The 25,982-nt window shown below is 65.3% G+C and carries 22 protein-coding genes; 16 read left to right on the top strand and 6 right to left on the bottom strand.

From position 1 onward, the window contains the following. Positions 1-822: 822 nt before the first annotated feature. The 7 genes from WS64_RS33375 to tssJ are packed head-to-tail and all read left to right on the top strand — an operon-like array spanning position 823 to position 11,201. The gene (locus tag WS64_RS33375; RefSeq protein ID WP_081059113.1) at positions 823-1,080 is read left to right on the top strand and encodes a PAAR domain-containing protein; all 258 of its coding nucleotides are present in this window, start codon (positions 823-825) and stop codon (positions 1,078-1,080) included. Between the two features lie 3 nt (positions 1,081-1,083). Continuing rightward, the gene (locus tag WS64_RS33370; RefSeq protein WP_081103900.1) at positions 1,084-2,322 is read left to right on the top strand and encodes a hypothetical protein; all 1,239 of its coding nucleotides are present in this window, start codon (positions 1,084-1,086) and stop codon (positions 2,320-2,322) included. Further along, positions 2,319-6,131, top strand: a complete 3,813-nt coding sequence (locus WS64_RS23240; RefSeq protein WP_060968563.1) for an ImcF-related family protein — start codon at positions 2,319-2,321, stop codon at positions 6,129-6,131. The genes WS64_RS33370 and WS64_RS23240 overlap by 4 nt, the downstream gene beginning before the upstream one ends. An 8-nt stretch (positions 6,132-6,139) precedes the next feature. Beyond that, a complete protein-coding gene (tssA, locus tag WS64_RS23235; RefSeq protein ID WP_060967812.1) occupies positions 6,140-7,723 on the top strand; it encodes a type VI secretion system protein TssA in 1,584 nt (527 codons plus the stop codon). 10 nt (positions 7,724-7,733) lie between these two features. Continuing rightward, entirely contained in the window at positions 7,734-9,548 is a 1,815-nt protein-coding gene (gene tssF / locus WS64_RS23230; RefSeq protein ID WP_060967811.1) for a type VI secretion system baseplate subunit TssF, read from the top strand. Then, positions 9,545-10,669 carry a type VI secretion system baseplate subunit TssG gene (tssG, locus tag WS64_RS23225; RefSeq protein ID WP_081103960.1) on the top strand — a complete coding sequence of 375 codons (1,125 nt, stop codon included), beginning with the start codon at positions 9,545-9,547 and terminating at the stop codon, positions 10,667-10,669. The genes tssF and tssG overlap by 4 nt, the downstream gene beginning before the upstream one ends. Positions 10,670-10,682: 13 nt before the next feature. Beyond that, positions 10,683-11,201 (top strand): type VI secretion system lipoprotein TssJ, encoded by a 519-nt coding sequence (tssJ, locus tag WS64_RS23220; protein WP_060967810.1) that lies wholly within the window; start codon positions 10,683-10,685, stop codon positions 11,199-11,201. Positions 11,202-11,307: 106 nt separating this feature from the next. Here the strand turns inward: tssJ and catC are convergent, their stop codons facing one another. The 3 genes from catC to WS64_RS23205 are packed head-to-tail and all read right to left on the bottom strand — an operon-like array spanning position 11,308 to position 13,709. Then, the gene (catC, locus tag WS64_RS23215; RefSeq protein ID WP_059573738.1) at positions 11,308-11,598 is read right to left on the bottom strand and encodes a muconolactone Delta-isomerase; all 291 of its coding nucleotides are present in this window, start codon (positions 11,596-11,598) and stop codon (positions 11,308-11,310) included. Positions 11,599-11,641: 43 nt separating this feature from the next. Next, positions 11,642-12,544, bottom strand: coding sequence for a catechol 1,2-dioxygenase (catA, locus tag WS64_RS23210; RefSeq protein ID WP_060967809.1), 903 nt, complete (start codon positions 12,542-12,544; stop codon positions 11,642-11,644). Between the two features lie 31 nt (positions 12,545-12,575). After that, positions 12,576-13,709: a muconate/chloromuconate family cycloisomerase gene (locus WS64_RS23205; protein ID WP_060967808.1), complete on the bottom strand. Its 1,134-nt coding sequence runs from the start codon at positions 13,707-13,709 to the stop codon at positions 12,576-12,578. Between the two features lie 91 nt (positions 13,710-13,800). Here WS64_RS23205 and WS64_RS23200 point away from each other — a divergent pair, with 91 nt between their 5' ends. The 3 genes from WS64_RS23200 (at position 13,801) to WS64_RS23190 (ending at position 17,127) form a co-directional block, all read left to right on the top strand. Further along, entirely contained in the window at positions 13,801-14,691 is an 891-nt protein-coding gene (locus WS64_RS23200) for a LysR family transcriptional regulator (protein WP_059639069.1), read from the top strand. Positions 14,692-15,038: 347 nt separating this feature from the next. Next, positions 15,039-16,712 carry a methyl-accepting chemotaxis protein gene (locus tag WS64_RS23195; RefSeq protein ID WP_060967807.1) on the top strand — a complete coding sequence of 558 codons (1,674 nt, stop codon included), beginning with the start codon at positions 15,039-15,041 and terminating at the stop codon, positions 16,710-16,712. A gap of 106 nt (positions 16,713-16,818) precedes the next feature. Next, positions 16,819-17,127: a hypothetical protein gene (locus tag WS64_RS23190; RefSeq protein WP_244166637.1), complete on the top strand. Its 309-nt coding sequence runs from the start codon at positions 16,819-16,821 to the stop codon at positions 17,125-17,127. Between the two features lie 234 nt (positions 17,128-17,361). On the opposite strand, the gene andR is transcribed toward WS64_RS23190, so the two are convergent. Next, on the bottom strand, positions 17,362-18,324 hold the full coding sequence (gene andR / locus WS64_RS23185) for an anthranilate 1,2-dioxygenase regulatory protein AndR (RefSeq protein WP_059639071.1): 963 nt from the start codon (positions 18,322-18,324) through the stop codon (positions 17,362-17,364). Between the two features lie 213 nt (positions 18,325-18,537). Here andR and andAc point away from each other — a divergent pair, with 213 nt between their 5' ends. From andAc to WS64_RS23160, 5 genes are all read left to right on the top strand, one after another. Next, a complete protein-coding gene (gene andAc / locus WS64_RS23180; RefSeq protein WP_034174903.1) occupies positions 18,538-19,809 on the top strand; it encodes an anthranilate 1,2-dioxygenase large subunit AndAc in 1,272 nt (423 codons plus the stop codon). Between the two features lie 14 nt (positions 19,810-19,823). Then, positions 19,824-20,300: an anthranilate 1,2-dioxygenase small subunit AndAd gene (gene andAd / locus WS64_RS23175; protein WP_006479528.1), complete on the top strand. Its 477-nt coding sequence runs from the start codon at positions 19,824-19,826 to the stop codon at positions 20,298-20,300. 26 nt (positions 20,301-20,326) lie between these two features. After that, positions 20,327-20,653: an anthranilate 1,2-dioxygenase ferredoxin subunit AndAb gene (andAb, locus tag WS64_RS23170; RefSeq protein WP_039344765.1), complete on the top strand. Its 327-nt coding sequence runs from the start codon at positions 20,327-20,329 to the stop codon at positions 20,651-20,653. Beyond that, positions 20,643-21,863, top strand: a complete 1,221-nt coding sequence (gene andAa, locus WS64_RS23165; protein ID WP_060967806.1) for an anthranilate 1,2-dioxygenase system ferredoxin--NAD(+) reductase — start codon at positions 20,643-20,645, stop codon at positions 21,861-21,863. The genes andAb and andAa overlap by 11 nt, the downstream gene beginning before the upstream one ends. A gap of 107 nt (positions 21,864-21,970) precedes the next feature. Continuing rightward, on the top strand, positions 21,971-23,257 hold the full coding sequence (locus WS64_RS23160) for a DUF445 domain-containing protein (protein WP_060967805.1): 1,287 nt from the start codon (positions 21,971-21,973) through the stop codon (positions 23,255-23,257). Between the two features lie 48 nt (positions 23,258-23,305). Here WS64_RS23160 and WS64_RS23155 read toward each other — a convergent pair whose 3' ends face one another. Next, entirely contained in the window at positions 23,306-23,605 is a 300-nt protein-coding gene (locus WS64_RS23155) for an addiction module antidote protein (RefSeq protein ID WP_006490972.1), read from the bottom strand. A 3-nt stretch (positions 23,606-23,608) separates the two neighbouring features. Then, positions 23,609-23,926: a type II toxin-antitoxin system RelE/ParE family toxin gene (locus WS64_RS23150; protein WP_060163117.1), complete on the bottom strand. Its 318-nt coding sequence runs from the start codon at positions 23,924-23,926 to the stop codon at positions 23,609-23,611. 400 nt (positions 23,927-24,326) lie between these two features. Between WS64_RS23150 and WS64_RS23145 the strand changes: the two genes are divergently transcribed. Beyond that, positions 24,327-25,967 carry an acetolactate synthase large subunit gene (locus WS64_RS23145; protein WP_059639075.1) on the top strand — a complete coding sequence of 547 codons (1,641 nt, stop codon included), beginning with the start codon at positions 24,327-24,329 and terminating at the stop codon, positions 25,965-25,967. The last annotated feature ends 15 nt before the right edge of the window (positions 25,968-25,982 follow it).

The following is a 25,982-nucleotide window of genomic DNA, read 5'->3' as shown; positions in this document are numbered from 1 at the left end:
GCGCTAACTGTCTGGGGGCTGAAACTAATGGAAGAAGGAGGTCGATTGATTTGTGGCTCGCGCAGTACTTTGGTTGGTCGATTTGGGGCGATTTTTGCATTTGGTGTTGGAGGCTGCGCATATGCAGATGAAGTTACGTTGTGTCAGCCGCACGAGGAAATTTATTTCAGCTGCTCATTGGGTGAAAAGATGGTCTCATTGTGTGCATCGGGTAACGTTTCTCCAGACAATGGATATGTTCAGTACAGGTATGGTAGGCCAGACCATATCGATCTACAGTTTCCGAATAAACCGTACCCTCCGGGAAGGTATTTCGGTATGAGCGATATTTCCATCGGAAGCTTGAATTTTGTGCAAGTGAAATTCAGGGTTGGAACATATGATTACGTGATATATCAGGGTTCTCCGAGTGGGGTGTACGTCAAAAAAATGGCCATCTTGTTTCGAATTAGGCGTGTGAGCAAGGAGATTATCCGTTGCTGAGTCGGCGGGCATTCTGCGGAATAATGACCGTTCCGGTTGTTGATGATGTGGATAATTAAATGGTCGCGCCATTTGTGGTTGGGGAGTTTGATAATTCTGTCAGATCTCAAATTTTTTAAACCGCTTGATCGCCGCCGCCTCTCGTGGGTCGGCAGGATGGGCTGATGTTCTAGATCATGGGTGTGTTCCACTCAAAAGAATCTCTATGTTTATGTCGATTTCAAGCCGTAAAAATGGCATTGTGGTGTTTAAGGATGATCTTCGTGCCACGGAAACGTGTGGACATGTCCGAAGCCGGTTGGGTCGATGGTTGTTGAATATTCACGAGGAAAAGCTTAAATGAAAAATCTCGCATACGAAGGTGACGCAACGACCCACGGCGGCCGAGTCCTGACTGGCTCCGATCGCATCAAGGTGAAAGGACGCCGCGCAGCCCGCATTGGCGACAAAGTCTCATGCCCGATCCACGGCGACAATGAAATCGTCGAAGGCAGCAGCAGGATGAAGGACGGTACGACACAGCTATCGCGCGACGGTGATCACACACGGTGCGGAGCCGTTCTGATCGCTTCGTCCAGCGGGGCGCGGGTCCGGTAAACGATGCCCATCGACTTCAATCGTGTGCCGCCGCGCGTGAAGGTGCCGGCTGCGCCCCGGGTCTCGGCGCTCGTCTGGACGATTTTGCTGGTACTCGTAATGGGAGCAGGAGCCGGACTGACGATCGCGCTCTGGCCGACGGACCGCTCTGCGAACACGCCATGGTTCTGGTTTTGCGTCGCGGGTTACCCATTTCTGGCATGGGCATTCCTGCTGTTCGCGTGGCTCGGATACGGCTATGCCTGTCGCAATCAGGCGATTGCGACCAATCGCGTGAGCGATGACGCAGAGCAGGCGTGCCATGCAATGGCAGCCAGACCTTTGACGATCGCAGGCCATGCCTGGTGCGTCTCCACCGACGATTCCGAAAACTCACTCCAACAGATACTGACGGGAGTCGAAGGAACGAAATCGCGACCAAGCGATGCAGTGGCGGATAGAGAAGTCAATGCACGCTGGCTCAACCTTCCCGATATTCGTTTCTATCCGGGTAACGAAATCTCGGAATATGTTCGCCATCGTTCGGTTTGTACATGGCTGCTCGAGCGCCTGATAGACGGCCTGCTGCCGCAGCTCCGCGCGCTGCCACGGGGAACGAGACTCTACGTCGAACTGAGTCACCAATCGTGGCTGGAGCACGAGGTCGTCGAGACTCAGATATTGAATCTACTCGCTGAACAAGCCCCTGCATTGAACGTGGAGATGGGATCCAGCGAACCCGCGCTCACGGTCTTCAGAGCGGATGCCTGGCACGACGACCGAGACGCCGGGAGCGCCTACCTTCTGGTCGCCGTCGAGCTTCGCAATGCAATCAGCTCGGTACTGTCCGACGGCGTTGCGGAGGCGGGCGTCGCGCTACTGATCAGGCGTTCGCGCCCCGAGTCGTCGCCGATGTCCGCCGGACTTCTTCTACATCGGCCTGCCAAAGGCTCGCTCGATTCTCCTGCCGCAACACTCGAGCTTGCTGCAAGGTGGGGACAAGCTCCGTCCGACCGTCTGCGTACGGTATGGACGCATGGCCTGGTTGGCGACGGTATCGGTAGCGTTCGCCAAGCGGCGCCGTTGCCGGACGACGCATGCTGGATCGCGCTCGAGACAGCAGTGGGCGACTGTTCGGGCGCAGGGCCCTGGTTGGCCGTGGCCCTCGCTGCAGAAGCGGCCCGGACGACGGGCGATCCGCAATTGGTGCTTTGTGGCGAAGATGAGGAACTTTTCGCACTCGTATGCAGAAAACGGACATGAACGACAAAAGCGAGAACAAAACACGATCGGCCGGTTTCTTCATTGGCGTCGCGGCCGTCATCGTGTTCCTGGCACTCAGTATCGCAGTGTGGGTGGAGGGGCCTCGTCGCGGGTGGTCGCGCGAAATCCTGATCATCGGCCAGCTTGCGTTGGCATGTGCGTTGCTGCTGGCGATCCTGGCGGTCAAGTTCTTCGAGTGGGTATTGCTGAAGATTGCGGTGTTGAGGGCGTCCAGATGGTTCGCTCGTTTCGATGCCGAAAAGCGCGCCGAATCCGGCGAGCGCAACGATCCGAACCTGTCACCAGGACAGATCAATCGCGCTGCTGCGCTTCGCGAGGTTCTACGTAACCGCTACGGCTGGCGTTGGGGTTATCGTGACCGCTGGCTGCTTGTCGCCGGAGACACGCCTCTCGTCAGGCGTCTCGCTCCCGAACTGGCCGACATCGGGTACATCGTTCTCGGTAACACGGTCGTGTTGCATGCAAACCAGACCCGTGACCAACTCGACACCGAATGGCTGGATCAAATCCGCCGACTGCGGCGGCGCCGTCCGATCGATGCGATCGTAGCGATTACCCGCAACCGTAGCGCCGCGAATACTGCGTTCGACACCGATGAACTCGCTACGCGTCTAGCGCGCCATGCGCGCGAGCTACGCTGGGCCGCGCCTGCTTACCTTCTGAATGTCACGGATTTCGGTAGCGAGTGGCTGGATCCGGACGAAGCCATCGGCTTGACGTGGGCCAATACGTCGATGAGCGGAGAAGCGATCGATGTATCGCTGCGGAATCTCGCCGGCAACCTCGCGGATGCGGGTGTCGCGCGCCTCGCCGCGGATGCCCGCGATCGTTATCCCGCGGAATTGTCCCAGCATGTTTCGAGGCTGCACGAGGCGCTGTCGAACTTGGTGCGGCAAGCGTCTGAATCCAGTATCTGGAGGCATGCGGTTCACGGTCTGATGTTTGCGCCGCTGTTCAAGGAGCGTGACGTGATGTCGCCGGATTCCAGTATCGAGAACGACAACGATACGCTCGACAATCCCCACCACCGCACCATCTGGCAAACCGTCGCCGCCCACAGCCGCAACGTACACGGCCGCCGCATCGGCTTTTCGCTATCGACCACGGCGGCGTGGATCGCGACCGTGCTGATCGGCTGCTGGCTCGTCGGCACGATGCTGTCCGGGTTCGGCAACCGCGCAACGATCTCGAGTACAACGGATACGGTTGCGAAGCTCACTGGCGCCTTGGACCCGGCACAGTCGCTGCAAACGCTCACCGACCTCGATCGCCAGATCGACACGCTCGAAATCCGTCAGCGCACCGGCGCGCCGTTGATTGCCCGTTTCGGCCTGAATCGCGACGAAGCGTTGCTCGACGCCCTTTGGCCGCACTACGCCGATGCCGCGAACCGTATCCTCATCGGTCCGATCCGCCAGAAGCTCGAGGCAAGACTGCATCAACTCGCGTCGCTGTCCGACGCGGAAATCGCGAGCGGCGGCGAAGCCCAGGTGCAGGCCGCTTACGACACGCTCAAGACGTACCTGATGCTTGCCAAGCCCGAGCGGGCCGTGGCCGCGTTCCTGGCGCCGCAACTCGTCGCGACGTCCGCGCCCGAACGCCCGGCCAGTTCGCAACTGTCGCGCGGCAAATGGGAAGATATGCGTCAGCACGCGATCACGTTCCTTGCCAATCACATCGGGCACGGAGCCGGAGCGGACCGCACCGCGCCGGTGATTGTTCCGGACGGCGCGCTGATCGCGTCCACCCGCCAGACGATTGTCGGCGTGCGCGGCATTCAGAACTCGGGAGATGCGATCTACCAGCAGATCGTCGACGAAGCGACACCGAAATACCCGCCGCTATCACTCGCGACATTGCTCGGCGACGCGGCGTCGCAATCCTCTGCCGGTGGTGCAACGAGCCGGGGCCTGTTCGGCACGACCGCCACGGTACCCGGCGTATTCACGCGTGCAGCATGGGAAGAGCGCATCTCGAAGGCAATCGACGAAGCCGGCGAACAACGCGATGTGGCGAGCGACTGGGTACTCTCCGACACCAAGGTTGCCAATGCATCTCCGTCGACATTGAAGGCCGAACTGCGTCAGCGCTATTTCGACGATTACGCGCGGGCATGGGGGCTATTCCTCAACAGTCTGCGTTGGCAACCCGCACCTACGCTATCAGCCACGGCTGATCAACTCACGCTACTGGGCGACCCGCAGCGCTCGCCGCTCGTCGCGCTGATGAATGCGGTCGTCTATCAGGCGGGAACGGGCGCCAACGCACCGTCGCTGTCCGACACGCTGATCAGCAAGGCGCAGCAACTGGTCGGGGCCGACGAGAAAGATCCGTCGAAGCAGGCGAAGCCACCACTTGCGCCGCTCGCGGCCGCGTTCGGACCGATCTTGCGTCTGACCGGCAGCGATCTCGTTTCGGTGGCGTCATCCGGCGGCAAGGGCGTCAGCCCGCCCGCGGCAACCGGCGACCTGAGTCTGGCGCGCTACCTGGAGCGGATCACCGCGATGCGCCTGAAAACGGCTCAGATCGTCTCCAGTCCGGATCCGGACGCGATTGCGCGTCTGGCCGCGCAGTCCGTGCTGCAGGGCAAGACGTCCGATATCGCCGACAGTCGCGATTACGCGAGCCGCGTCGCTGCAAGCCTCGGCGAACAATGGTCCGGATTCGGTGCATTGTTCCGTGCGCCGTTCGATCAGTCTTGGCAAGTCATCGTGCAGCCGGCCGCCGCAAGCCTGAACGAAATCTGGCGTACCGCAATTCTTGCCGACTGGAACAGGACATTCGGTGGCCGCTATCCGTTCGCGGATTCGGACAACGACGCGTCGCTGCCCGAGATGGCGCGCTTCATGCGTCCGGACAGCGGCGTGATCGCGCAGTTCGTGACGTCGCAACTGGCTGGTGTCGTCGAACGGCATGGCGATCGGTGGGTGGCCTTGCAGGGCGCGGACTCCGGCGCATTGACGATCGATCCGGATTTCCTGAACGGGCTGAACAAGCTCGCGCGCACGGCGACGGTGCTGTTCCCGTCCGGCGATGCACGGGTGCGCTACGAGCTGAGAGCGGAGCCGACGCCGGGCGTCACCGACATGCGATTCGTGTTGTCCGGCCGCGAACTGCATTACTTCAACCAGAAGCAGGAATGGACGCCGTTCGAATGGCCGGGGCAGTCGCTTGAAAATCTGTCGCACATCGAATGGCAGACGGAGCAGGGCGGCTTGCGCACCGCGCTCGATTCGCAGGGACGCTTCGGTTTCATCCGGCTGCTGGAGCGCGCGAAGGTCGAGCAACAGGACAATGCGCGCTATCTGCTGACCTGGACGCCGGATACGAGCCAGGGTGTTCCGCTCAGGGTGCAATTGCGCAGCGAAGCCGGCGCCGGCCCGCTCGACGTGCTCCAGTTGCGTCATTTCGCGTTGCCGGCACGCGTGTTCGTGACGGCGGCAGCGAACGCAGGGGCGCGCGGTTCGGCGAGCGGTCCGCCGCCGTTGCCGACGTCGGCGATCGAGGCCGCGAAGCATGCGGCCGTGCCGCTGCCGTCGGGGCTTCCGGGCAGCGGCCCGTTGCCGGACGAGGCGAGGTGGGCGGCGTCGGAGAAGGTATCCGGCCGGAATGCCGGTCTCGAACCGGCTCGAGCGTCGGCACGAACGACCACGGCCGTCCCGACGACACGAACGATGCCGCCGAAGCCCTCGATCTCGCGCGTGGTGACGACGTCGGCGCTTTCGGATCCACCCGCCAGCCCGTTCCGGCACGCCCTCACGCTGCTGGGCGACGCATTCGTTTTTTGAGACCAGCGATGACGCTAGCCCATTTTGTGAAGACCCTTGTAGGCGGACCGCGCGTCGATTCGCTCCAGCGGGCGCGGACGGATACCTGGGCCGCATGGATCGCACCGATACCGGGCGAGCACGCGTGCGGGCGTGATCCCGGCTACGAAGAAGCGTTCTTCGAAATGAAGGACGAAGCCGGCAAGCTGTCGGGAATCGACGACGGGTTGATCGTCCGCGCGTGCGAACACCTGCTCAAGGAGACGGGCAAGGATTTGCGCGTGGCCGGCTACTACGCGTTCGCGCGCCTGCGGCAGGACGGCCCGGCCGGTTTCGCCGACGGGCTCGAACTGGCCGCCGCGCTCGTCGACCGGTTCGGCGAGGCGCTGTTGCCCGCCCGCCACGAAGCGAGGAAAGCCGCGCTGGACATGCTCGCCACCGCGCGCGTGATCGACGCGCTGGACCGCCACGGCGATTTCGCGCCGGCCGATCTCGAGCGTGCGCTTGCCGCACTCGGCGTGCTCGTGACGTGCACGCAGGCGTGGCCCGACGCCGCCCGTCCGAATTTGCAGCCGCTCGTGTCGCGCTTCGATAAAAAGGAAGCACCGGCGCACGGGGCCGATTCCGGCACGGCAGTGCCGCCGGCCAGTGCGCCGGGAAAAATTTCAGCCGGCTCGATCGCGTCGACGCGCGACTTGATCGATCAGGCACGTGCGATGTCGACGTGGCTGCGGGATCAGGAAAACGGCTACCTGCCTTCGGTACGCGTCGCGCGAAGCATTCGTTGGGACACGCTGCACGACGTGCCGCCGGCGGATGCCGCGTCGCATACGCGTCTGGCGCCCCCACGCGCGGAGTTGCGCCAGCAGATGAAGCGCCTCGTGCTGCAGAAGCACTGGCACGAGTTGCTGGAGCGGGTCGAAGGCGCATTCATGGAGGGCGCGAATCACCTGTGGTTCGATCTGCAGTACTTCCAGCATGTGGCGCTCGATCACGTCGGTACGCCGTACGGCGCGTGGCGAGCATTGCTGCGCGCCGATTTCGCGCTGTTTCTCGAACGCTTGCCGGGCATCGAACGGCTGGCGTTCAGCGACGGCACGCCGTTCGCCGACGACACGACACTCGAATGGATTGCCCGGCACGCGGTCGTGCGCGACCTGGAGGCGGGAGAGGCCGTTGCGCCGCTGCCGGTCTCCGCGGATAGCGAAAGCGACTCAACCGGCGACTGGCCGGAGATCGAAGCCCAGGCCCGCGAACTGGTGGGGCGCGAGGGTATCGAGGCGGCGTTCGCGTGGCTCGAAGCGCTGCCCGGCATGAAAACCGATCGGCATCGCTACTTGCAGCGGCTCGTGATGGCGCGGTTGGCCGACCACGCCGGCCGTCACGATGCAGCGCTCGCGCTCCTGGTCGAACTCGACGCAACATCCCGCTCGCTGCCGCTCATGCGCTGGGAGCCCGCGCTGACGTTCGAGGTCAAGCAACAACTGGTCAAGGCACTGAAGGCGATGAGCAGCCGCAAGGATGCCGACAAGCCGGCGCTCGCTCGCCGGATCGGCGAACTGCATGCGGAACTCATGGTCCTCGATCCCGCGCGCGCATTGACTCTTTCGTAATGGATTTTTCATGGACAACGACGATCCCATCCTGCGCTACTACGAAGCGGAAATGCGGTACTTGCGCGAATCCGGCAAGGAATTCGCGAAGGCGCACCCCGATCGGGCGCGCCTGCTCAATCTCGACCGCGTCGGCGATCGTGATCCGTACGTCGAACGCCTTTTCGAAGGCTTCGCATTCCTGACGGGCCGGCTACGGCAGAAACTCGACGACGAATTGCCCGAGCTGACCGAAGGGCTCGTCAGCCTGTTGTGGCCGCACTATCTGCGGATGATTCCGTCGCTATCGATCGTCGAGCTGACCCCGTTCGCGGAGACGCTTCAGAAAACGATCGTCGTGCCGGCCGGCGTGCCGGTGCGCTCCGCGCCGATCAACGTGCCTTCTCCTGACGGCGCCGGCGGCGCGGCGCCGCGCACGGTGCAATGTCTGTACCGTACGACGCAGGCCGTCGCGTTGCAGCCGGTGTCGCTCACGCATGCCGGGCCGGCCGTGCGTCACGACGGCCGTTCGGTGATCCGCCTGGGCTTCGCGTTGCACGGCTCGGCGCTGCGCAAGGAGACGGATCTGTCGCGGCTGCGGCTGCACCTGAACGCCGATCTGCCGACCGCATTCGCGATGCATCTTGCGTTGACGCGCCAGGTCGATGCGATTCACTGGCGCGTTCCGGAAATACGCGACGGAGAAGCCGTGCCGCTGCCGGGCATCACGATCGAGCCGGCCGGCTTTTCGACGGAAGAACGGCTGTGGCCCAAAGCCGATGCGGCATTCTCCGGATATCAACTGCTGCTCGAATACTTCACGTTCCGCGAGAAGTTTCTGTTCGTCGATCTGTGCGGGCTGGACATCTCCACGCTTCCGGAAACATCGACCCGCTTCGAGCTGGAGATAGTCCTCAAGGACGCGTATCCGTCGGACCAGCGCTTCAACGCGGAGAACGTGCGGCTGTTCTGCTCGCCGGTGATCAACCTGTTCGAACTCGATGCCGAGCCGATCGAGATCGATCATCACGAAACCGAATATCGCGTGGTGCCGGCCGGCCATCAGGGCGAGCATGTCGAGACGTATTCGGTCGATGCGGTCGCGACGTTCGATCACGATACGGCCGAGCGATACGAATACGTGCCGTTCGCGACGTTCCGGCACCGCGGCGGCATGCTGCGGCACGAGGCGCCGGAGCGCTATTTCCACACGCGCGTGCGTTCCGGCGTATCGGGGTTGCACGAAATGTGGGTGATCCTCGGCGGGCACGCGTGGGAGTCGATGGACACGCTGCCCGAGGAAAGCCTGTCGCTGCGCGTGACGGGCACGAACGGGCTGCTGCCGCGCAAGGGGCTGCGCGAAGCGAGCCTCGACGAGCTGGCGGCCAGCACGCCGAACGTCGCGGGTGTGCGCAATCTCGTCGCGCCGACGTTGCCGCTGTATCCGCCGACCGAAGACCGCTTCCAGTGGCGCGTGCTGTCGCATCTCGCGCCGAATTTCCTGTCGATGATGAACGCGGAGGTATTGCGCGGCGCGTTGGCGCTGTACGACTGGACGAACGAGGAGCTGAACCGGCGGCGGCTCGCCGGCATCCTGCATGTGTCGCAGGACATGCTGGAAGAAGTATCGGGCGGCGCGGTGGAGCGCGGTGTGCTGATCGAGATCACGCTCGATTCGCACGGGTTCTCCGGCGAAGGCGACGTGATGCTGTTCGGCGAACTGCTGCATCGGTTCTTCGGCGCGTATGCGGAGATCAATCTGTTCACGAAGCTGGCGATCGTCAGCCTGCCGTCCCGGTCGCGGACGGAATGGCCGCGCAGCAAGGCTCGGCGGGCGCCGCTATGACGGCTTCGATCGATCGGATGGTGGCCGAAGCTGCCGCGTCGAAGGGGCCGCCGACGGTTGCCGGGATGCTGTTCCAGCGAGCGCCGAAGATGACGTTCATGCAGTTCTGTCGGCTGCTGGAGGCGTGTGCGCCCGAACGCGCCGGGTTCGGTACGCGCGATACGCCGGAGCATGAGCCGGTACGGTTCCGGCCGCGTCCGCGGTTGGGGTTTCCGGCGGGCGAGATGGCCGCGGTCGAATTCGACGACGAGCACCCCGAGGCGCCGCCGACCGTGCGCACGACGTTCATGGGGCTTTACGGCGTCGATGCGGCGATGCCGTCGCACATGATCGACGAGATCGTACTGCGGGAGGAAGGGCATGAGGCGGTCGAGGCGTTTCTCGATCCGTTCAACCACCGGATGGCGACGCTGCTGTATCGCGCATGGAAGAAATATCGTTATCCGGAGCGTTTCCAGGCCGGCGGAGTCGACGATTATTCGCGCAGCCTGTTATGTCTCGCCGGATTCGGATGGGGCGACAAGCCCTTGCGTGCGGGTTTGCCGGATTCCCGGATGCTCGCCCTGCTGGGGCTGCTGATCCAGCGGACACGCACGTCGGAAGGGCTGGCCGGCGTGGTGGCGCTCGCCGCGCCGGGAGCCGATGTTCGGGTGGACGAATTCTGGGCCGTGACGACGAGTAGCGGTCGGCCAAAGCCGTTGACGTCGGCGAAGCCGGATGCGGACGTGCTGTCGGACGGGAAGCGCGGCGGGCTCGGCGGCGGTTACGTGCTCGGCAGGCGTCTCGCGTATCGCAGCCGCGCGGTGCGCGTGACATTGCGGCCGGTCGACGAACGGCAGGCTCAGGAACTGTTGCCCGGTGCGTGGCTGCATCGAGAGGTGATGGCATTCATCCAGCTGTATGTCGGCGTCAAGGCCGATGTGCATTTGCGGATGGAAGTGTCGTCATGGTTCGTTCCGCATCCGACCGTCGGCGTCGAACATGCCGGCCCGGCGCCGCGTCTCGGCTGGACGACGGTGCTGCCGTCAGTCGATGAACGCATGATCGGCATCGCGCTTGGCGTGTACGAGGCGTTTCCCGTACCGCAACCCAACCCGCATCTCGTGCCGCGCACGATCTGATTCCGGAGTTCCCATGTTCTATCGAATGAGTGCGGCTACCGCCGTTGCCGCCTTGCTGCTGTCAGGTTGCGGTGCCTGGCAGTCCGTGTCGGACGCGTCGTCGAATGCGTATCGCGCCGTGTTTTTCAAGCAGGTGAAGGTGCTTGACGTCGATCTGGTCGCCCGTGCCGAACTGAACCCCGACGACGCAGGGCGGCCGACGTCGGTTGCCGTTCGCGTCTACCAACTGAAGGACCGCAAGATGTTCGACGGAGCATCGTACGACGATCTGTTGAAGAACGACCGGACGGTGCTTGCTCAGGATCTGCAGGCCGATATGTCGGCCGTCGTGAACCCCGGGGCGTCGTCGAGCTTGTCTCAACCGATGCAACGCGAGACGGAGTATGTGGCGATCGTCGCGTTGTATCGCGTCCCGGGCGCAGCCGGCGGCTGGAAGCGCGTCATCGAGAAAAGGAAGCTCGATCCGGACAAGCCGCTACGCGTCGGTTTGACGTCGACCGGATTGCAGATGGCGGGGGATAGATCGAAGTGATCGCACTGCTGTCGGGGGCGAGAAAGAGACCGCGCTGACGCAGGTGACTTGAACTGAAAATGCGGCCCATGCGCCGGTTGCCCGGCAATGATGGGCCGCAAGGGCATCACCGATCGTCGTCCCGCACCGAAGACGGATGCCGGCACAGCGCCCGCACGTCCATCTCCATGTACGGAAACAGCGGTAACTGGCTCAGCACGTCGTGCAGCTGCTGCACGCTCTCGACGTCGAAAATGCTGACGTTCGCATACTGCCCGGCGATGCGCCACAGATGGCGCCAGACGCCTTCGTTCATCAGCCGCTGGCACATCGCCTTTTCCTCGGCCTTCAGCGTGGCCGCCTTGACCGGGTCCATGTCCGCCGGCAGGCGAACGGTCATTTCCACATGAAACAGCATCCTGCACTCCTTGCGTTGTCGATTCGTCGAACGGGAAGGGCGCTCACGCCTGCGCGCGGGCCCGCTCGACTTCGCTGCCCGGCACGTCCTGCTTTTCCTTGACCAGCGAGAAGTCGAAGTCGATCAGCGCGAACTGCCCGTCGACGCCGTACGGCTTGCCTTCCGCGCCCCCGGCCTGCCTGACCGGCGGGATCAGCCCGTCGCGCGTCGCGAACGCGAAGTCGTCCCACAGATGCGGATCGCCATCGATGTTGATCTGCGTCGTCAGCTTACGATAACCGTCCGCGGAAACGAAGAAGTGAATGTGCGCCGGACGATGGCCGTGGCGGCCGAGCTGGTCGAGCAGTTGCTCGGTCTTGCTGCCCGGCGGCACGCTGTAGCCGACCGGCAGCACGCTGCGGAAGCTGTAGCGGCCTTCGGCATCGGTGCGGATCGAGCGGCGCAGGTTGAACGCGGGCTGCGACGGGTCGAAGTACGAGTAATTGCCCAGATGGTTCGCATGCCACACCTCGACCAGCGCGTTCGCGAGCGGCGCGCCATGCTCGCCGAGCACCTGGCCGCGCATGATCAGCGTCTGGCCCGGATCGGTGCCGTCGTCGAGGCGCGCATGGCCGACCGATTCCGGCGCGCCGGCGACATACAGCGGGCCTTCGATCGTGCGCGGCGTGCCGCCCTGGATGCCGGCCTTTTCCTCGGCTTCGTCCATCCGCACGTCGAGGAAGCGCTCGAGGCCAAGGCCCGCGGCGATCAGCCCGAATTCGCGGCCGGCTTCGTTCAGGAAGTTGAGCGCCGTCCAGAATTCGCTCGGCTGCACGTCGAAGTCCTCGATCGTGTAGCAGATGTCCTTCACGATCCGGTTGACGATCGCGCGCACGCGCGGGTTGCCGGGCTTCTCGGCCGCGTCGTCGAAGGTCTTCAGCAGGGCGTCGATGGCTTGCTTGTTCATCTGTGTCTCCGGTTTCGGTTGTCGTGTGGGGTCAGCGGGCGCCGCGTCGCATCCGTTCGATGCGGGCCCAGTCGAAGGTGATGCCGAGGCCGGGCGCGGCCGGCAGATGCAGCTTGAAATCCTGGTAGCGCAGCGGCTCGACGAGAATCTCCTCGGTGAGCAGCAGCGGGCCGAACAGTTCGGTGCCCCATTTCAGCGAGTCGAACGTGCTGAACAACTGGGCGGACGCCATCGTGCCGGCCGCGCCTTCGAGCATCGTGCCGCCGTACAGTTCGATGCCGGCGGCCGCCGCGATCGACGCGACGCTCGCCGCGCCCTGCAGGCCGCCCGATTGCGCGATCTTCACCGCGAACACGTCGGCCGCGCGATCCTGCGCGAGCGCGAACGCATCGACGGGGCCGTGCAGCGCCTCGTCGGCCATGATCGGCACCTGCGCGAGCCGCGTGAGGCGTTTCAGCCCCGCGCGATTGGTCGCGGCGATCGGCTGCTCGACGAGGCTCACGCCGGCGTCCGCCAGCCGCGCACCGGCCCAGATCGCATCGGTTTCGCTCCAGGCCTGGTTCACGTCGACGCGCACGTCGCCGCGCTCGCCGAGCGCGCGCTTGATCGCGACGACGTGCGCCACGTCGTCGGCGACCGCGTTCGAGCCGATCTTCAGCTTGAACGCGCGATGGCGGCGTGCGTCGAGCATCGCTTCGGCTTCCGCGATGTCGCGTTGGGTATCGCCGCTTGCGAGCGTCCACGCGACATCGACCGCATCGGTCCGGCGCCCGCCGAACAGCTCGGACAGCGGCACGCCCAGGCGCCGCGCCTGCGCGTCGAACAGCGCGGTCTCGAGCGCGCATTTCGCGAAGCGGTTGCCCTGGAACAGCTTGCGCGCACGCGCCATCGCGGCGCCCGGGCGCGTCGCGTCCATGCCCCGCAACAGCGGCGCGAAGTAGGTATCGATGTTGACCTTGATACTTTCGGGGCTCTCCTCGCCATAGGCGAGGCCGCCGATGGTCGTCGCCTCGCCGACGCCTTCGATACCGTCCGTGCATCGAACGCGGACGAGCACGAGCGTCTGGCAATTCATCGTCGCGACCGACAACTTGTGGGGCCGGATCGTCGGCACGTCGACCAGCAGCGTCTCGATGCGTTCGATGGTGGCGGCAGTTGCTATCATGCGATTCCTCCTGTTGGTGCACATGGTAGGAATTCCCGCCCCGCGTCGTCCAACACTCTTTCCGACTACTTCCATACCTTTGAGGCATGAAATGGAATTGCGTCAGCTCCGTTACTTCATCGCCGTCGCCGAGGAAATGAACATTACGCGGGCCGCGGAGCGGCTGCACATGACGCAGCCGCCGCTGAGCCGCCAGCTCCAGGCGATCGAGGAGGAGATCGGGCTGCCGCTGTTCGAGCGCGGCGCGCGGCCGTTGAAACTGACCGATGCCGGGCGCGTGTTCCATGCGCAGGCGAAACGTCTGGTCGACCAGGCCGACGAATTGGGGCCGCTGACGCGGCGGCTCGCGCAACTGTCGGAGCGGATCGTGATCGGTTTCGTGCCGTCGACGCTGTACGGCGCGCTGCCGGACGTGATCCGCGCGTTTCGCGAGGCGCAGCCGGACGTCGAGCTGTCGCTGATCGAAATGTTCACGCTCGAACAGCTCGGCGCGCTGAAGGGCGGGCGGATCGACGTGGGGTTCGGCCGCTTGCGCTTCGACGACGACCAACTGGTGCGCGAGGCGCTGATCGAGGAAAAGCTGATCGCGGCACTGCCGCTCGGGCATCGGCTCGCCGATCCGGCCCGGCCGCTGACGCTCGCGGATCTCGCGGACGAGACGATGATCGTCTACCCGAGCACGCCGCGGCCGAGCTTCGCCGATCAGCAATTGTCGGCGCTGCGCGACGGCGCGGTCGTGCCGGCGGCCGTGCACGAGGTGCGCGAGTTGCAGACGGCGCTTGGGCTCGTAGCCGCGCAGGTGGGCGTGTCGCTGGTGCCGGAAAGCGTGGAGGGCGTGCGCGTGAAGGGGGTGGTTTACCGGCGGCTGCCAGAGCCGGCCGCGACGTCACCGATCATCATGAGCCGCCGGCTGCACGGTGAGAGCGCGGCCACGGCGGCGTTCTGTGCGATTGCACGGGAGATGTTCGTGCCGGCGGCGTGACGTGACTCGAGCACGAATCGCAACTAACGGCCTATTTTGACGCGCTCCTCCGAGGGGGAATCGGGCTTGTCGCCGCGGCTTCGTGCCGTCGACCGGGCGCCGGCCGCCCTATTAATGAGATAACTGGCCGGCGAAACAAGCGTCTCTCAGGCTGCGCCCAATTTAATGTATTAAAAAATAAACGTAATAATGAGATAATGGGTGGCGGCGCATATTGATTCTTGCTGTGTGCGGTTTTAATTATTGCAATATCGAATCATAAATAATCTGATTTTCTCCCCGTAAACCAGGGTCATGAAGCGGCACTTTTCATTCATTGCCGACCTGGAAAACCGGAGGGGAACGAGGTGAGTCGATTTGCGAAAAGCATAAAGTTCAGGATTTTTGCCACCCTTGCGGTGTGCGTCGCGTTGATGGTCGCAATTGGCACGTTCGGTGTATTCGGCTTGTCCAGACTGAATTCGAATCTCCATCGCGCCTATACGGGCAATACGGTGCCGATCGTCGAATTGACGGAAATCAGTGCGCTCGCGTTCAACATACGGTTGCAAATGCGCCGGCTGCAGGCCGAGCATGACCCCGTGCTCATGCGCAGCGCGGTCGACGACATTCGCACGCAACAAAGCCGTCTCGATACGATCTGGGGCCGTTATTACGGGGAATCGATCACGAGCGACAAGGAACGCATCATCGCCGAGCGCATCCGCAGCGTGCTGCCGCAGTTCCGGGCCGGGGTGAACGACGTGGCCGCGGCGATGAACGGCGGCGATCCCGATGCGGCCAGGGCGGTGATCGAGCGGCTGTCGCCGACCGCGAACCTGCTCAGGCAGGCGCTCGAGGACGACATCGCGCTGAACGTCGAGCAGGCGAAATCGTTCGTCGACGACAGCGAGTCGACCTTCCGCAACATTCTGTGGATCGCGATCGGCCTGATCGGTGTCGGCCTGCTGGTCGCGGTGTGGGCGTCGGCGCATCTGCTGCGGCATATCTCGACGCCGCTCGGCAAGGCCGTGCGCGTGGCCGACGAAATCGCGGGCGGCCGGCTGGACAACCGGATCGACATCGACTCGCACGACGAATTCGGCCAGTTGCTCGGCGCGCTGGAGACGATGGACCGGCAGCTCGGCACGACGGTGCGCGGCATCAAGCGCAGCGCGGAGTCGGTGGCGATCGCGTCGCACCAGATCGCGAGCGGCAACGCGGATCTGTCGGCTCGCACGGAGGAGCAGGCCGCGTCGCTCGAGGAAACCGCGTCGAGCATGACGCAACTGACGGAGACCGTGAAGCAGAACGCCGACAACGCGCAGCAGGCGAACACGCTCGCGACCCGCGCGACGGACATCGCGGACGCAGGCCACGACGCCGTGCAGCACATGGTCGCGACGATCGAGCAGATCAGCAGCAGCTCCAGCCGGGTGTCCGACATCACGGGCGTCATCGAGGGAATCGCGTTCCAGACCAACATTCTCGCGCTCAATGCGGCGGTGGAAGCGGCGCGCGCGGGCGAACAGGGGCGTGGTTTCGCGGTGGTCGCGAGCGAGGTGCGCAACCTCGCGCAGCGCTCCGCGAGCGCCGCGAAGGAGATCAAGGAACTGATCGGCGCGTCGGTGTCGATGATCCATGACAGCGCGCAGCAGGCCGCGGACGTCGGCGCGACGATGGGGCAGGTGAAGCAGGCGATCAAGCAGGTGTCCGACATCGTCGCCGAAATCGCGGCCGCGTCGCGGGAGCAGAGCCAGGGAATCGAGCAGGTCAATGTGGCGATCGGGCAGATGGAGGGCGTGACGCAGCAGAATGCGGCGCTCGTCGAGCAGGCGGCCGCGGCGTCGCATTCGCTCGAGGAGCAGGCCGGCCGTTTGCAGGCGGCGATGTCGGCGTTCAGGCTGGCGGGCGCCATCCCGGACGAGCCTGCCGCGCCGGCGGTTGCGCCAGCGGCGCGGGTGCAGCTTCCGGCGGCGGCGCGGCCGCCGAGCGTGCCGGTAGCGGCAGCGGCTGGGGCCGCCGAGTGGCACGCGTTTTGAACGCCACGCGGTCCGCGCTTGTGGCGACGTGCATGCCGGTGCGCCAGACACGCCGGCGCGCGCGTTCGCCGTTCACTTTCACGATCCGTCCGCGGCGATGCGGGCGGTGGATCTGTTCATGACGCTCATGACGAACCCGACTCAGGCAGTACTGACGCTCGACGCGCTCGTCGACACGTGCGCGCGTTTCGATCCGTCGGACGCGGATCAGCGGCTGATCGTGCGCACGATGGTCATGCCGATGCTGGCGCGGCGGCTGAAATGGCTGGAATTGCTGCTGCGCGCGTGCCCGCATAGCCCGGCCACGCGGGCGATGTTCGAACAGGTGGAACGCGCGCTGGCCTGCGCGTCGTCGCGACTGGATGGTCCGCGATTGCCGCCCGCGGGCGCTGCCGACACAGCGCAACCGGCATGACCGGCGCAAACGGCGCAGGCATGGGCGCAAGCGGCACGAACTGCTGACGCCGCTCGCGCTGCGCGCGCCATCGCAGCAACCGGTGCCGGAGACGGCCGCAGCCACCGAAGCGGTCGGCGCCGCGCGGTATCGCAATGATCGTCGGCCCGCTTGTCGCCGTGCGCGCGTGCCATGCAACAGGCAACCGCCCGCGCTGCCGCGGGCGCGTCCGCCCGAAAACGCGCGGGCCTGCGCTCAGCGCAGCCCGTCGAGCGTCTCCGACGGCGATTCGCCGAACTTCTCCCGATACGCGATCGCGAACCGCCCGAGATGGGTAAACCCGCAGTCGAGCGCGATATCGGCGATCCGCCGGTTGGATGCCGCGCCGCGCAGCAGTTCGCGCGCGTGCGCGAGCCGCGTCGCGCGCAGGTATTGCATCGGGCTCATGCCGCGGAATTGCAGGAACGCGTCGCGCAGCGTCCGTTCGGGCACGTTGGCGGCCTGGACGATATCGGCGAGCTGCAGCGGCTGCGCGTAATGCGCATCGACGAACTCCTGCGCGCGCCGCACGAAGCCCGGCGCCGGGTCGCGGTGCGACGCGTGCGGCACGGACGACGGTGGATGGCCTTCGATCAGCAGGTCGATCAGCAGATGCTCGAGCTGCGACGCGACCCGCGGGTTCGCGTTCGCGCGTTCGAGCAACTCGGGCGAGCGCGCGACGAGCATCAACTGCTGGCGCCACGCGGCGAGCGCGGCGTCGCTGACGTGCAGCACGGGATCGAGCGTCGCGCGCGGGTCGCCGGTCAGCGAGCCGACGGTCGCCGCGTCGATGCGCAGCACGAATTGCTCGCAATCGGCCGACAGCACCGCGTCGAAGCGCTCGCCGGGCGCGCACAGCACGCCGGTCTGGCCGTCGACGCCGAGCCGACGCCCCATCGCATGCACTTCCGCGTGCCCGGACAGGCAGAACATCAGCAGGTAATAGCCGTCGACTGCGTCGACCTGCACGCGCATCGCGTCGCCGAACGCGATCGTGCCGATCCCGAGCCCGCCCAGCCTGACGAAATCCATGTGCGACGCCCCGTGCACGCGGCCGCTCGGCAGCAGCGCGTGCGGCTGCATCACGCGCGAGATCCGCTCGCGCGTCTCGTCGAGATCGCGGGATTCGAACAGCCGGTGCGCGCGCAGCGCGAGCGGCTCGAACGACGTTGGGGACATGGGCTTCAGCCTTGGTATGGACGACACGCGCTTCGATCCGGCGAACGGGGGCGCGATCGTGCGCCGGCCGCGTGTGCCGTCATGCTAGCGCAGAAATCCGCCGAAAGTGGATATTGCGCCGCCGCAATCGCACTTTCCGGATAGACGCCGAATATTAGCTTTTCAAAAATCGGCTCCATGCATTCAACGCAACGGATCGACAAGGAGTCCGACATGGAGCAGACAGAATCGCCCGTCGTTTTCGCCGCACGCGGCGACGCATCCGACGTGACCTTCCCGCACGACGACGGCTCGCGCGTGCCGTACAAGGTGTTCAGCTCGCGGGCGGTCTACGATCGCGAGCAGGAACGCATCTTCCGCGGGCCGACGTGGAATTTCGTCGCGCTCGAAGCGGAAATCCCGAACGCCGGCGACTTCAAGAGCACGTTCGTCGGCGACACGCCGGTGGTCGTCACGCGCACCGAGGACGGTGCGCTGTCCGCATGGGTGAACCGCTGCGCGCACCGCGGCGCGCAGGTGTGCCGCAAGTCGCGCGGCAACGCGAGCTCGCACACGTGCGTCTATCACCAGTGGAGCTTCGACAACCAGGGCAACCTGCTCGGCGTGCCGTTCCGGCGCGGCCAGAAGGGGATGACCGGGATGCCGGCCGATTTCGATCCGAAGCAGCACGGGCTGCGCAAGCTGCGCGTCGACAGCTATCGCGGGCTCGTGTTCGCGACCTTCAGCGACGAGGTCGCGCCGCTGCCCGACTATCTCGGCGAGCAGATGCGCCCGTGGATCGACCGGATCTTCCACAAGCCGATCGAGTATCTCGGCTGCACGCGCCAGTATTCGAAGTCGAACTGGAAGCTGTACATGGAGAACGTGAAGGACCCGTATCACGCGAGCATGCTGCACCTGTTCCATACGACCTTCAACATCTTCCGCGTCGGGATGAAGGCGCGCTCGATTCCCGATGCGAACCACGGGCTGCACAGCATCATCACGGTGACGAAGACGGGCGACGATACGTCGGCCGCGTACAAGCAGCAGAACATCCGTTCGTTCGACGAGGGCTTCCATCTGGAAGACGAGTCGATCCTCGATCTCGTGTCGGAATACGACGAGGACTGCACGAACCATATCCAGCCGATCTTCCCGCAGCTCGTGATCCAGCAGATCCACAACACGCTGGTCGCGCGGCAGATCTTGCCGAAGGGGCCGGACAACTTCGAGCTGATCTTCCACTTCTTCGGCTATGCGGACGACACGCCCGAGCTGCGCGCGCTGCGCATCAAGCAGGCGAACCTGGTCGGGCCGGCCGGCTACATCTCGATGGAAGACACGGAGGCGACCGAGCTCGTGCAGCGCGGCACGGTGCGCGATGCCGACGCGACGTCGGTGATCGAGATGTCGCGCGGCAATCCGGACCAGCAGGACACGGTGATCACCGAGAGCCTGATCCGCAAGTTCTGGGTCGGCTATCAGAAGCTGATGGGCTATTGAGGCGGGAGCAAGAAATGACGGAAGACATGAAGACGTGGTTCGAGATTTACATGCTCCAGAACCGCTACATCGGGCACCTCGACAACGACCGGCTCGAACACTGGCCGGAGATGTTCACCGAGGACTGCACGTACGAAATCGTGCCGAAGGAGAACGCCGATCTCGGGCTGCCGGTCGGGATCGTCCACTGCACGAACCAGCGGATGCTGCGCGACCGCGTGGTGTCGCTGCGGCACGCGAACATCTACGAGGAGCATACGTACCGGCACATGACGTCGGGCCTGACGATCGTCGCCGAACGCGACGGCGAATTCGATACCGAGAGCAACTACGTGGTCGTGCAGACGCGCAGCAACGGCGAATCGAACGTGTACCAGGCCGGCAAGTACTACGACACGGTGGTCCGCACGCCCGACGGCTTGCGCTACAAGACCAAGCGCGTGATCTACGACACGTCGCGCGTGCAGACGCTGCTCGCGACGCCGATCTGACCGCTCCGACGAAGCAAGGAAACGACATGACCGAAGCAACGCTGGCCGAGTGGCATCCGCTCGGCGCTTTCGACGAATTCTCCGAAGACGAACCGGCGGCGCGCGTCGCCGGCCAGAAGCCGATCGCCGTGTTCCGGATCGGCGACGAACTGTTCGCGATGCACGACCTCTGTTCGCATGGTCACGCGCGCTTGTCCGAAGGCTATGTGGAGGACGGCTGCGTCGAATGCCCGCTGCACCAGGGGCTGATCGACATTCGCACGGGCGCGCCGAAATGCGCGCCGATCACCGAGCCGGTGCGGACCTATCCGATCCGGATCGTCGACGGGCAGGTGGAAGTCAATGTCGGCTGATCCGTTCGTGATCGTCGGCGCCGGCCACGCGGCGCGGCGCACGGCCGAAGCGCTGCGCGCACGCGATGCGGCGGCGTGCATCGTGATGATCGGCGCGGAGCGCGAGCTGCCGTACGACCGGCCGGCGCTGTCGAAGGACGCGCTGCTGAGCGATGGCGGCGAACAGCGCGCGTTCATCCGGGATGCCGCGTGGTACGACGCGCAGCGCATCGCGCTGCGGCTCGGCACGCGCGTCGAGGCGATCGAGCGCGATGCACGGCGCGTGCGCCTCGACGACGGGACGACGCTGCCATATGCGCGACTCGTGCTCGCGACGGGTTCGCGGGTGCGTGCGTTCGGTGGTCCGGTCGACGAGGGCGTCGTGCCGCATTACGTGCGTACCGTGGGCGATGCACGTTCGTTGCGTGCGCAACTTTCTGCGGGGTGTCGCGTGGCGGTGCTCGGCGGCGGCTTCATCGGCCTCGAGGTCGCGGCGGCGGCGCGCCAGCTCGGCTGCGACGTGACGGTGATCGATCCGGCGCCCCGGTTGCTGCAGCGCGCGTTGCCGGAAGTGGTCGGTGCGTTCGCGCATCGGCTGCACGATGGGCGCGGCGTGAGCTTCCGGTTGGCGACGCTGCCGCGCGCGATCCGTCGCGCGCCGGGCGGCGGCGCGATCGTCGAAACCGATCGCGGCGACGTGCCGGCCGATATCGTCGTGGTCGGCATCGGCGTGGTGCCCAACGTCGAGCTCGCACAGGCGGCCGGGCTCGACGTCGACAACGGGATACGCGTCGATGCGGGCTGCCGCACGGCCGATGCGGCGATCTTCGCGGCGGGCGAGGTGACGATGCACTTCAATCCGCTGCTCGGGCGGCATGTGCGGATCGAATCGTGGCAGGTGGCCGAGAACCAGCCGGCCGTCGCGGCCGCGAACCTGCTCGGCGCCGACGAGCGCTATGCGGAGCTGCCGTGGCTGTGGTCCGATCAGTACGACTGCAACCTGCAGATGCTCGGGCTGTTCGGCGGCGAACGCACGATCGTCGTGCGCGGCGATCCGGCGAGCGGGCCGTTCACGGTGTTCGGGCTCGGCGACGACGGCAGGATCGTCGCGGTGGCCGCGGCGAACCTCGGGCGCGACATCGGCGCGTCGCGCCGGCTGATCGCGGCAGGCGCGGTGCCCGACCCGGTGAAGCTGGCCGATCCGGCGGTCAGTCTGAAGGCGTTCATGTAGCGGGGCACACGCGGCGCGCATGCGCCGTGTGTGCGACGCCGGCCGCGGGTTTGTCGGCTGCGGCGAAATCGGGGATATTAACGACATCGCCGATCCGCCCGTCCTCCATGACGCCAGACAAAGCTCTCGAACTGAAACGAAGCAAGCGCCGTGCGCTGTGGCTGCTGCTGGCGGCCGTCGCGGTGTTCGTCACGACCATCCTGCTGCCGCGCGGCCCGTGGGTCGACGGTTTCAAGGCCGTCGCCGAAGCCGCGATGGTCGGCGCGCTCGCCGACTGGTTCGCGGTCGTCGCGCTGTTCCGCCGCGTGCCGATTCCGTTCGTGTCGCGCCACACCGAGATCATCCCGAAGAACAAGGACAAGATCGCCGACAACCTCGCGGTGTTCGTGCGCGAGAAATTCCTCGGCCCCGACGCGCTCGCCGCGCAGATCCGCCAGCACGACCCGGCGCGGATGCTCGGCGCGTGGCTCGACGAGCCCGCGAACACCAACGCGCTCGGCGGCTACGTGACGAAGCTGATGAGCTTCGCGCTCGACATGACCGACGACGCGCGGATCCAGTCGTTCGTCCACGATGCGTTCCGCGCGGTGATCGACCGGGTCGACCTGTCGCAATCGGCCGGCGCGATCCTCGACACGCTGACGAAGGACGGCCGCCACCAGGCGCTGCTCGACGACGCGATCGAGCAGGTGGTCGACGTGCTCGACAAGGAAGAGAACCGCGAGGTGATCGCGGGCTTCATCGTCGAATGGCTGAAGACGCAATACCCGAAGGTCGAGAAGATCATGCCGACGCAGTGGTTCGGCGAGAACGGCGCGCGGATGCTCGCGAGTGCGGTGAGCCGCGTGCTGGAAGGCGTGGCGGCCGACCCCGAGCATGAACTGCGGCAACGCTTCGACCGGACGGTCGTGCGGTTGACCGAGCGGCTGAAGCACGACCCCGCATTCATCGCGAAGGGCGACGAGATCAAGCGCTACATCCGCGACGGCGATGCGTTCAACGACTATGTGCGCGACTTGTGGGGCCAGTTGCGGGCCTGGCTGAAGGCCGATCTCGCGCGCGCCGATTCTGCGCTGCACCGGCAGGCCGCGACGCTCGGCGGCTGGCTCGGCGCGCGGCTCGCCGAGAGTCCGGCGCTGCGCGCGTCGCTGAACGAGCATATCGAGAAGGCCGTGCACGAGATGGCGCCCGATTTTGCCGATTTCCTGATGCGTCACATTCGCGACACGGTGCGCAACTGGGATGCGCGCGAGATGTCGCGACAGATCGAACTGAACATCGGCAAGGATCTGCAGTACATCCGCATCAACGGCACGCTGGTCGGCGGACTGATCGGGCTCGGGTTGTATCTGGTGTCGCTGGCGCCGCGCTGGGCGGCCGGCTGGCTGCACTGACGCGGGCACGGGCGTTGCGCGCACGACGCGACGCCGTGCGCCGCCCGGTCACGCGGCCGCCTTGGCGCCGTGCAATTGCAGGCCGAGCGCCTTGATGACTTTCAGGATCGTGCCGAAGCTCGGATTGCCGTCGTGCGACAGCGCCTTGTACAGCCCTTCGCGCGACAGGCCCGCATCGCGCGCGACCTGCGACATGCCGCGCGCGCGGGCGATCACGCCGAGCGCGTGCGCGATGAAGGCCGGGTCGTCGCCGGCCTCCTGCAGGCAGGCGTCGAAGTAGTCGGCCATGTCGTCTTCGGTTTTCAGGTGTTCGGCCGAATCCCACGGCCGCGTCTTGATCTTGTCCATCGATCACTCCATGTCGAGGTGCGCGAGCATTGCGTGCGCGGCGCGTATGTCGGCCTGTTGCGTCGATTTATCGCCGCCGCAGAGCAGGATCACCCAGATCGTCCCGCGCCTCGCGTAGTAGACGCGATAGCCGGGCCCATGATCGATGCGCATTTCGACGACGGGCGAGCCGGCGGATTTCCAGTCGCCCGGATTGCCCATCGACAGGCGGTCGATGCGCGCCTGGATGCGGCGCCTGGCGATGCGATCGGGCAGGCCGGCAAACCAGGCGTCGAAGACGTCGGTGGTCCGGATGCTGAATGCAGGAGGACTGTAGGGCATGAATTGCAGTGTGTCAACCATGGTTCACATGTCTGTTGAATGAAACATCGTTGCCATTACAGCCCGGCCGGCGCGTCGGCGGGTGTTGACTGGCCGTCAGGCCGATCGTTCCGCTGGCGGAGCCGGCCATCCGGCCGAAGCCGGAATTTCAGGAATCCGTCTACAATCGAAAACGTCTTTGCCGTTCGCGCGAGCTGGCCGCGCGCGGGCGGATCCGTTCGTCCTCCATCATCCGGAGGCGCCGCCGCGCATCGCGCATCACGCTCCGGCATCGCGTGTCGCGCGGCGAGCAGTGCCGTGGTTTGTGTCCAGCAGGTAAGGCGTCCGCGTGCCGTAGGCCGGCGCGCGTCCTGAACGCCGCGTGTCCGTAGGCCGGGCAGGCGGCATAACCGAGAGTCCCATGAAAGCATCGGATCTGTTCGTGAAGGCGCTGGAAGCCGAAGGCGTCGAGTACGTGTTCGGCATTCCCGGCGAAGAAAACCTCGATCTGCTCGAATCGCTGCGGCGATCGAAGATCAAGCTCGTGCTGACCCGGCACGAGCAGGCGGCCGGGTTCATGGCCGCCACCTACGGCCGCCTCACGGGCCGCACCGGCGTGTGTCTCGCGACGCTCGGGCCGGGTGCGACGAACTTCGTGACGGCCGCCGCGTATGCGCAGCTCGGCGGGATGCCGATGCTGATGATCACCGGGCAGAAGCCGATCAAGTCCAGCAAGCAGGGCCACTTCCAGATCGTCGACGTGGTCGACATGATGCAGCCGCTCACGAAATTCACGCGGCAGATCGTGTCGATCGGCAACATCCCGTCGGCCGTGCGCGAGGCGTTTCGCCGCGCGGAGGAAGAGCGCCCGGGCGCCGCGCACCTCGAACTGCCCGAGGACATCGCGCACGAGGAGGGCGACGGCAAGCCGATCCCGCGCAGCTACAGCCGGCGGCCGGTGGCCGAGGAGAAGGCGGTCGCGCATGCGGTCGACGCGATCCAGGCCGCGCGTCATCCGCTGTTGATGATCGGCGCGGGCGGCAACCGCAAGACCACCTGCAAGATGCTGCTCGAATTCGTCGACAAGACGGGCATTCCGTTCTTCACGACGCAGATGGGCAAGGGCGTGATCGACGAGACGCACCCGCTGTGGCTCGGCAACGCGACGCTGTCCGACGGCGACTTCGTGCATCGCGCGATCGAGCATGCGGACTGCATCATCAACGTCGGCCACGACGTGATCGAGAAGCCGCCGTTCTTCATGCGCACCGACGACAAGACCGTGATCCACGTGAACTTCCTCGGCGCGCAGGTCGACCCCGTCTATTTCCCGCAGATCGAGGTGGTCGGCGACATCGCGAATGCGGTGTGGCAGATGAAGGAGGCGCTGACGCCGCAATCGCACTGGGATTTCGAGCGCTTCAGGATGATCAAGTCGCATTTCGACGCGCATCTGGAAAAGGGCCAGCACGATCCGCGCTTCCCGATGTACCCGGTGCGGATCGTGAACGACCTGTACAACGCGTTGCCGGTGGACGGCATCGTCTGTCTCGACAACGGGATGTACAAGATCTGGTTCGCGCGCTACTGGCGTGCGCACGAGCCGAACTCGCTGCTGCTCGACAACGCGCTCGCGTCGATGGGCGCGGGCCTGCCGTCGGCGATCGCGACGAAGATCGTGCATCCGCAGCGCAAGGTGATCGCCGTGTGCGGCGACGGCGGCTTCATGATGAATTCGCAGGAGCTCGAAACGGCCGTGCGGCTGAAGCTCGACATCGTCGTGATGATCCTGCGCGACGACGCGTTCGGGATGATCCGCTGGAAGCAGGAGAACATGAACTTTCCCGATTTCGCGATGACGCTGCAGAACCCCGATTTCGTGTCGTACGCGCAAAGCTACGGCGCGCACGGGCATCGCGTCGAGTCGGCCGACGATCTCGAGCCGCTGCTGCGCGAATGCTTCGCGTCGCCGGGCGTGCACGTGATCGACGTGCCGATCGACTACTCGGACAACGAGCGCGTGCTGAACCGCGAGATCAAGCGCCTGTCGGCGCAACTCTGAATTCCCCGTTCACAG

This window comes from Burkholderia anthina (assembly GCF_001547525.1).
Classification (GTDB): domain Bacteria; phylum Pseudomonadota; class Gammaproteobacteria; order Burkholderiales; family Burkholderiaceae; genus Burkholderia; species Burkholderia semiarida.
The sequence above is the reverse complement of the archived record's forward strand: the minus strand, read 5'-3'. Positions and strand labels throughout refer to the sequence as shown.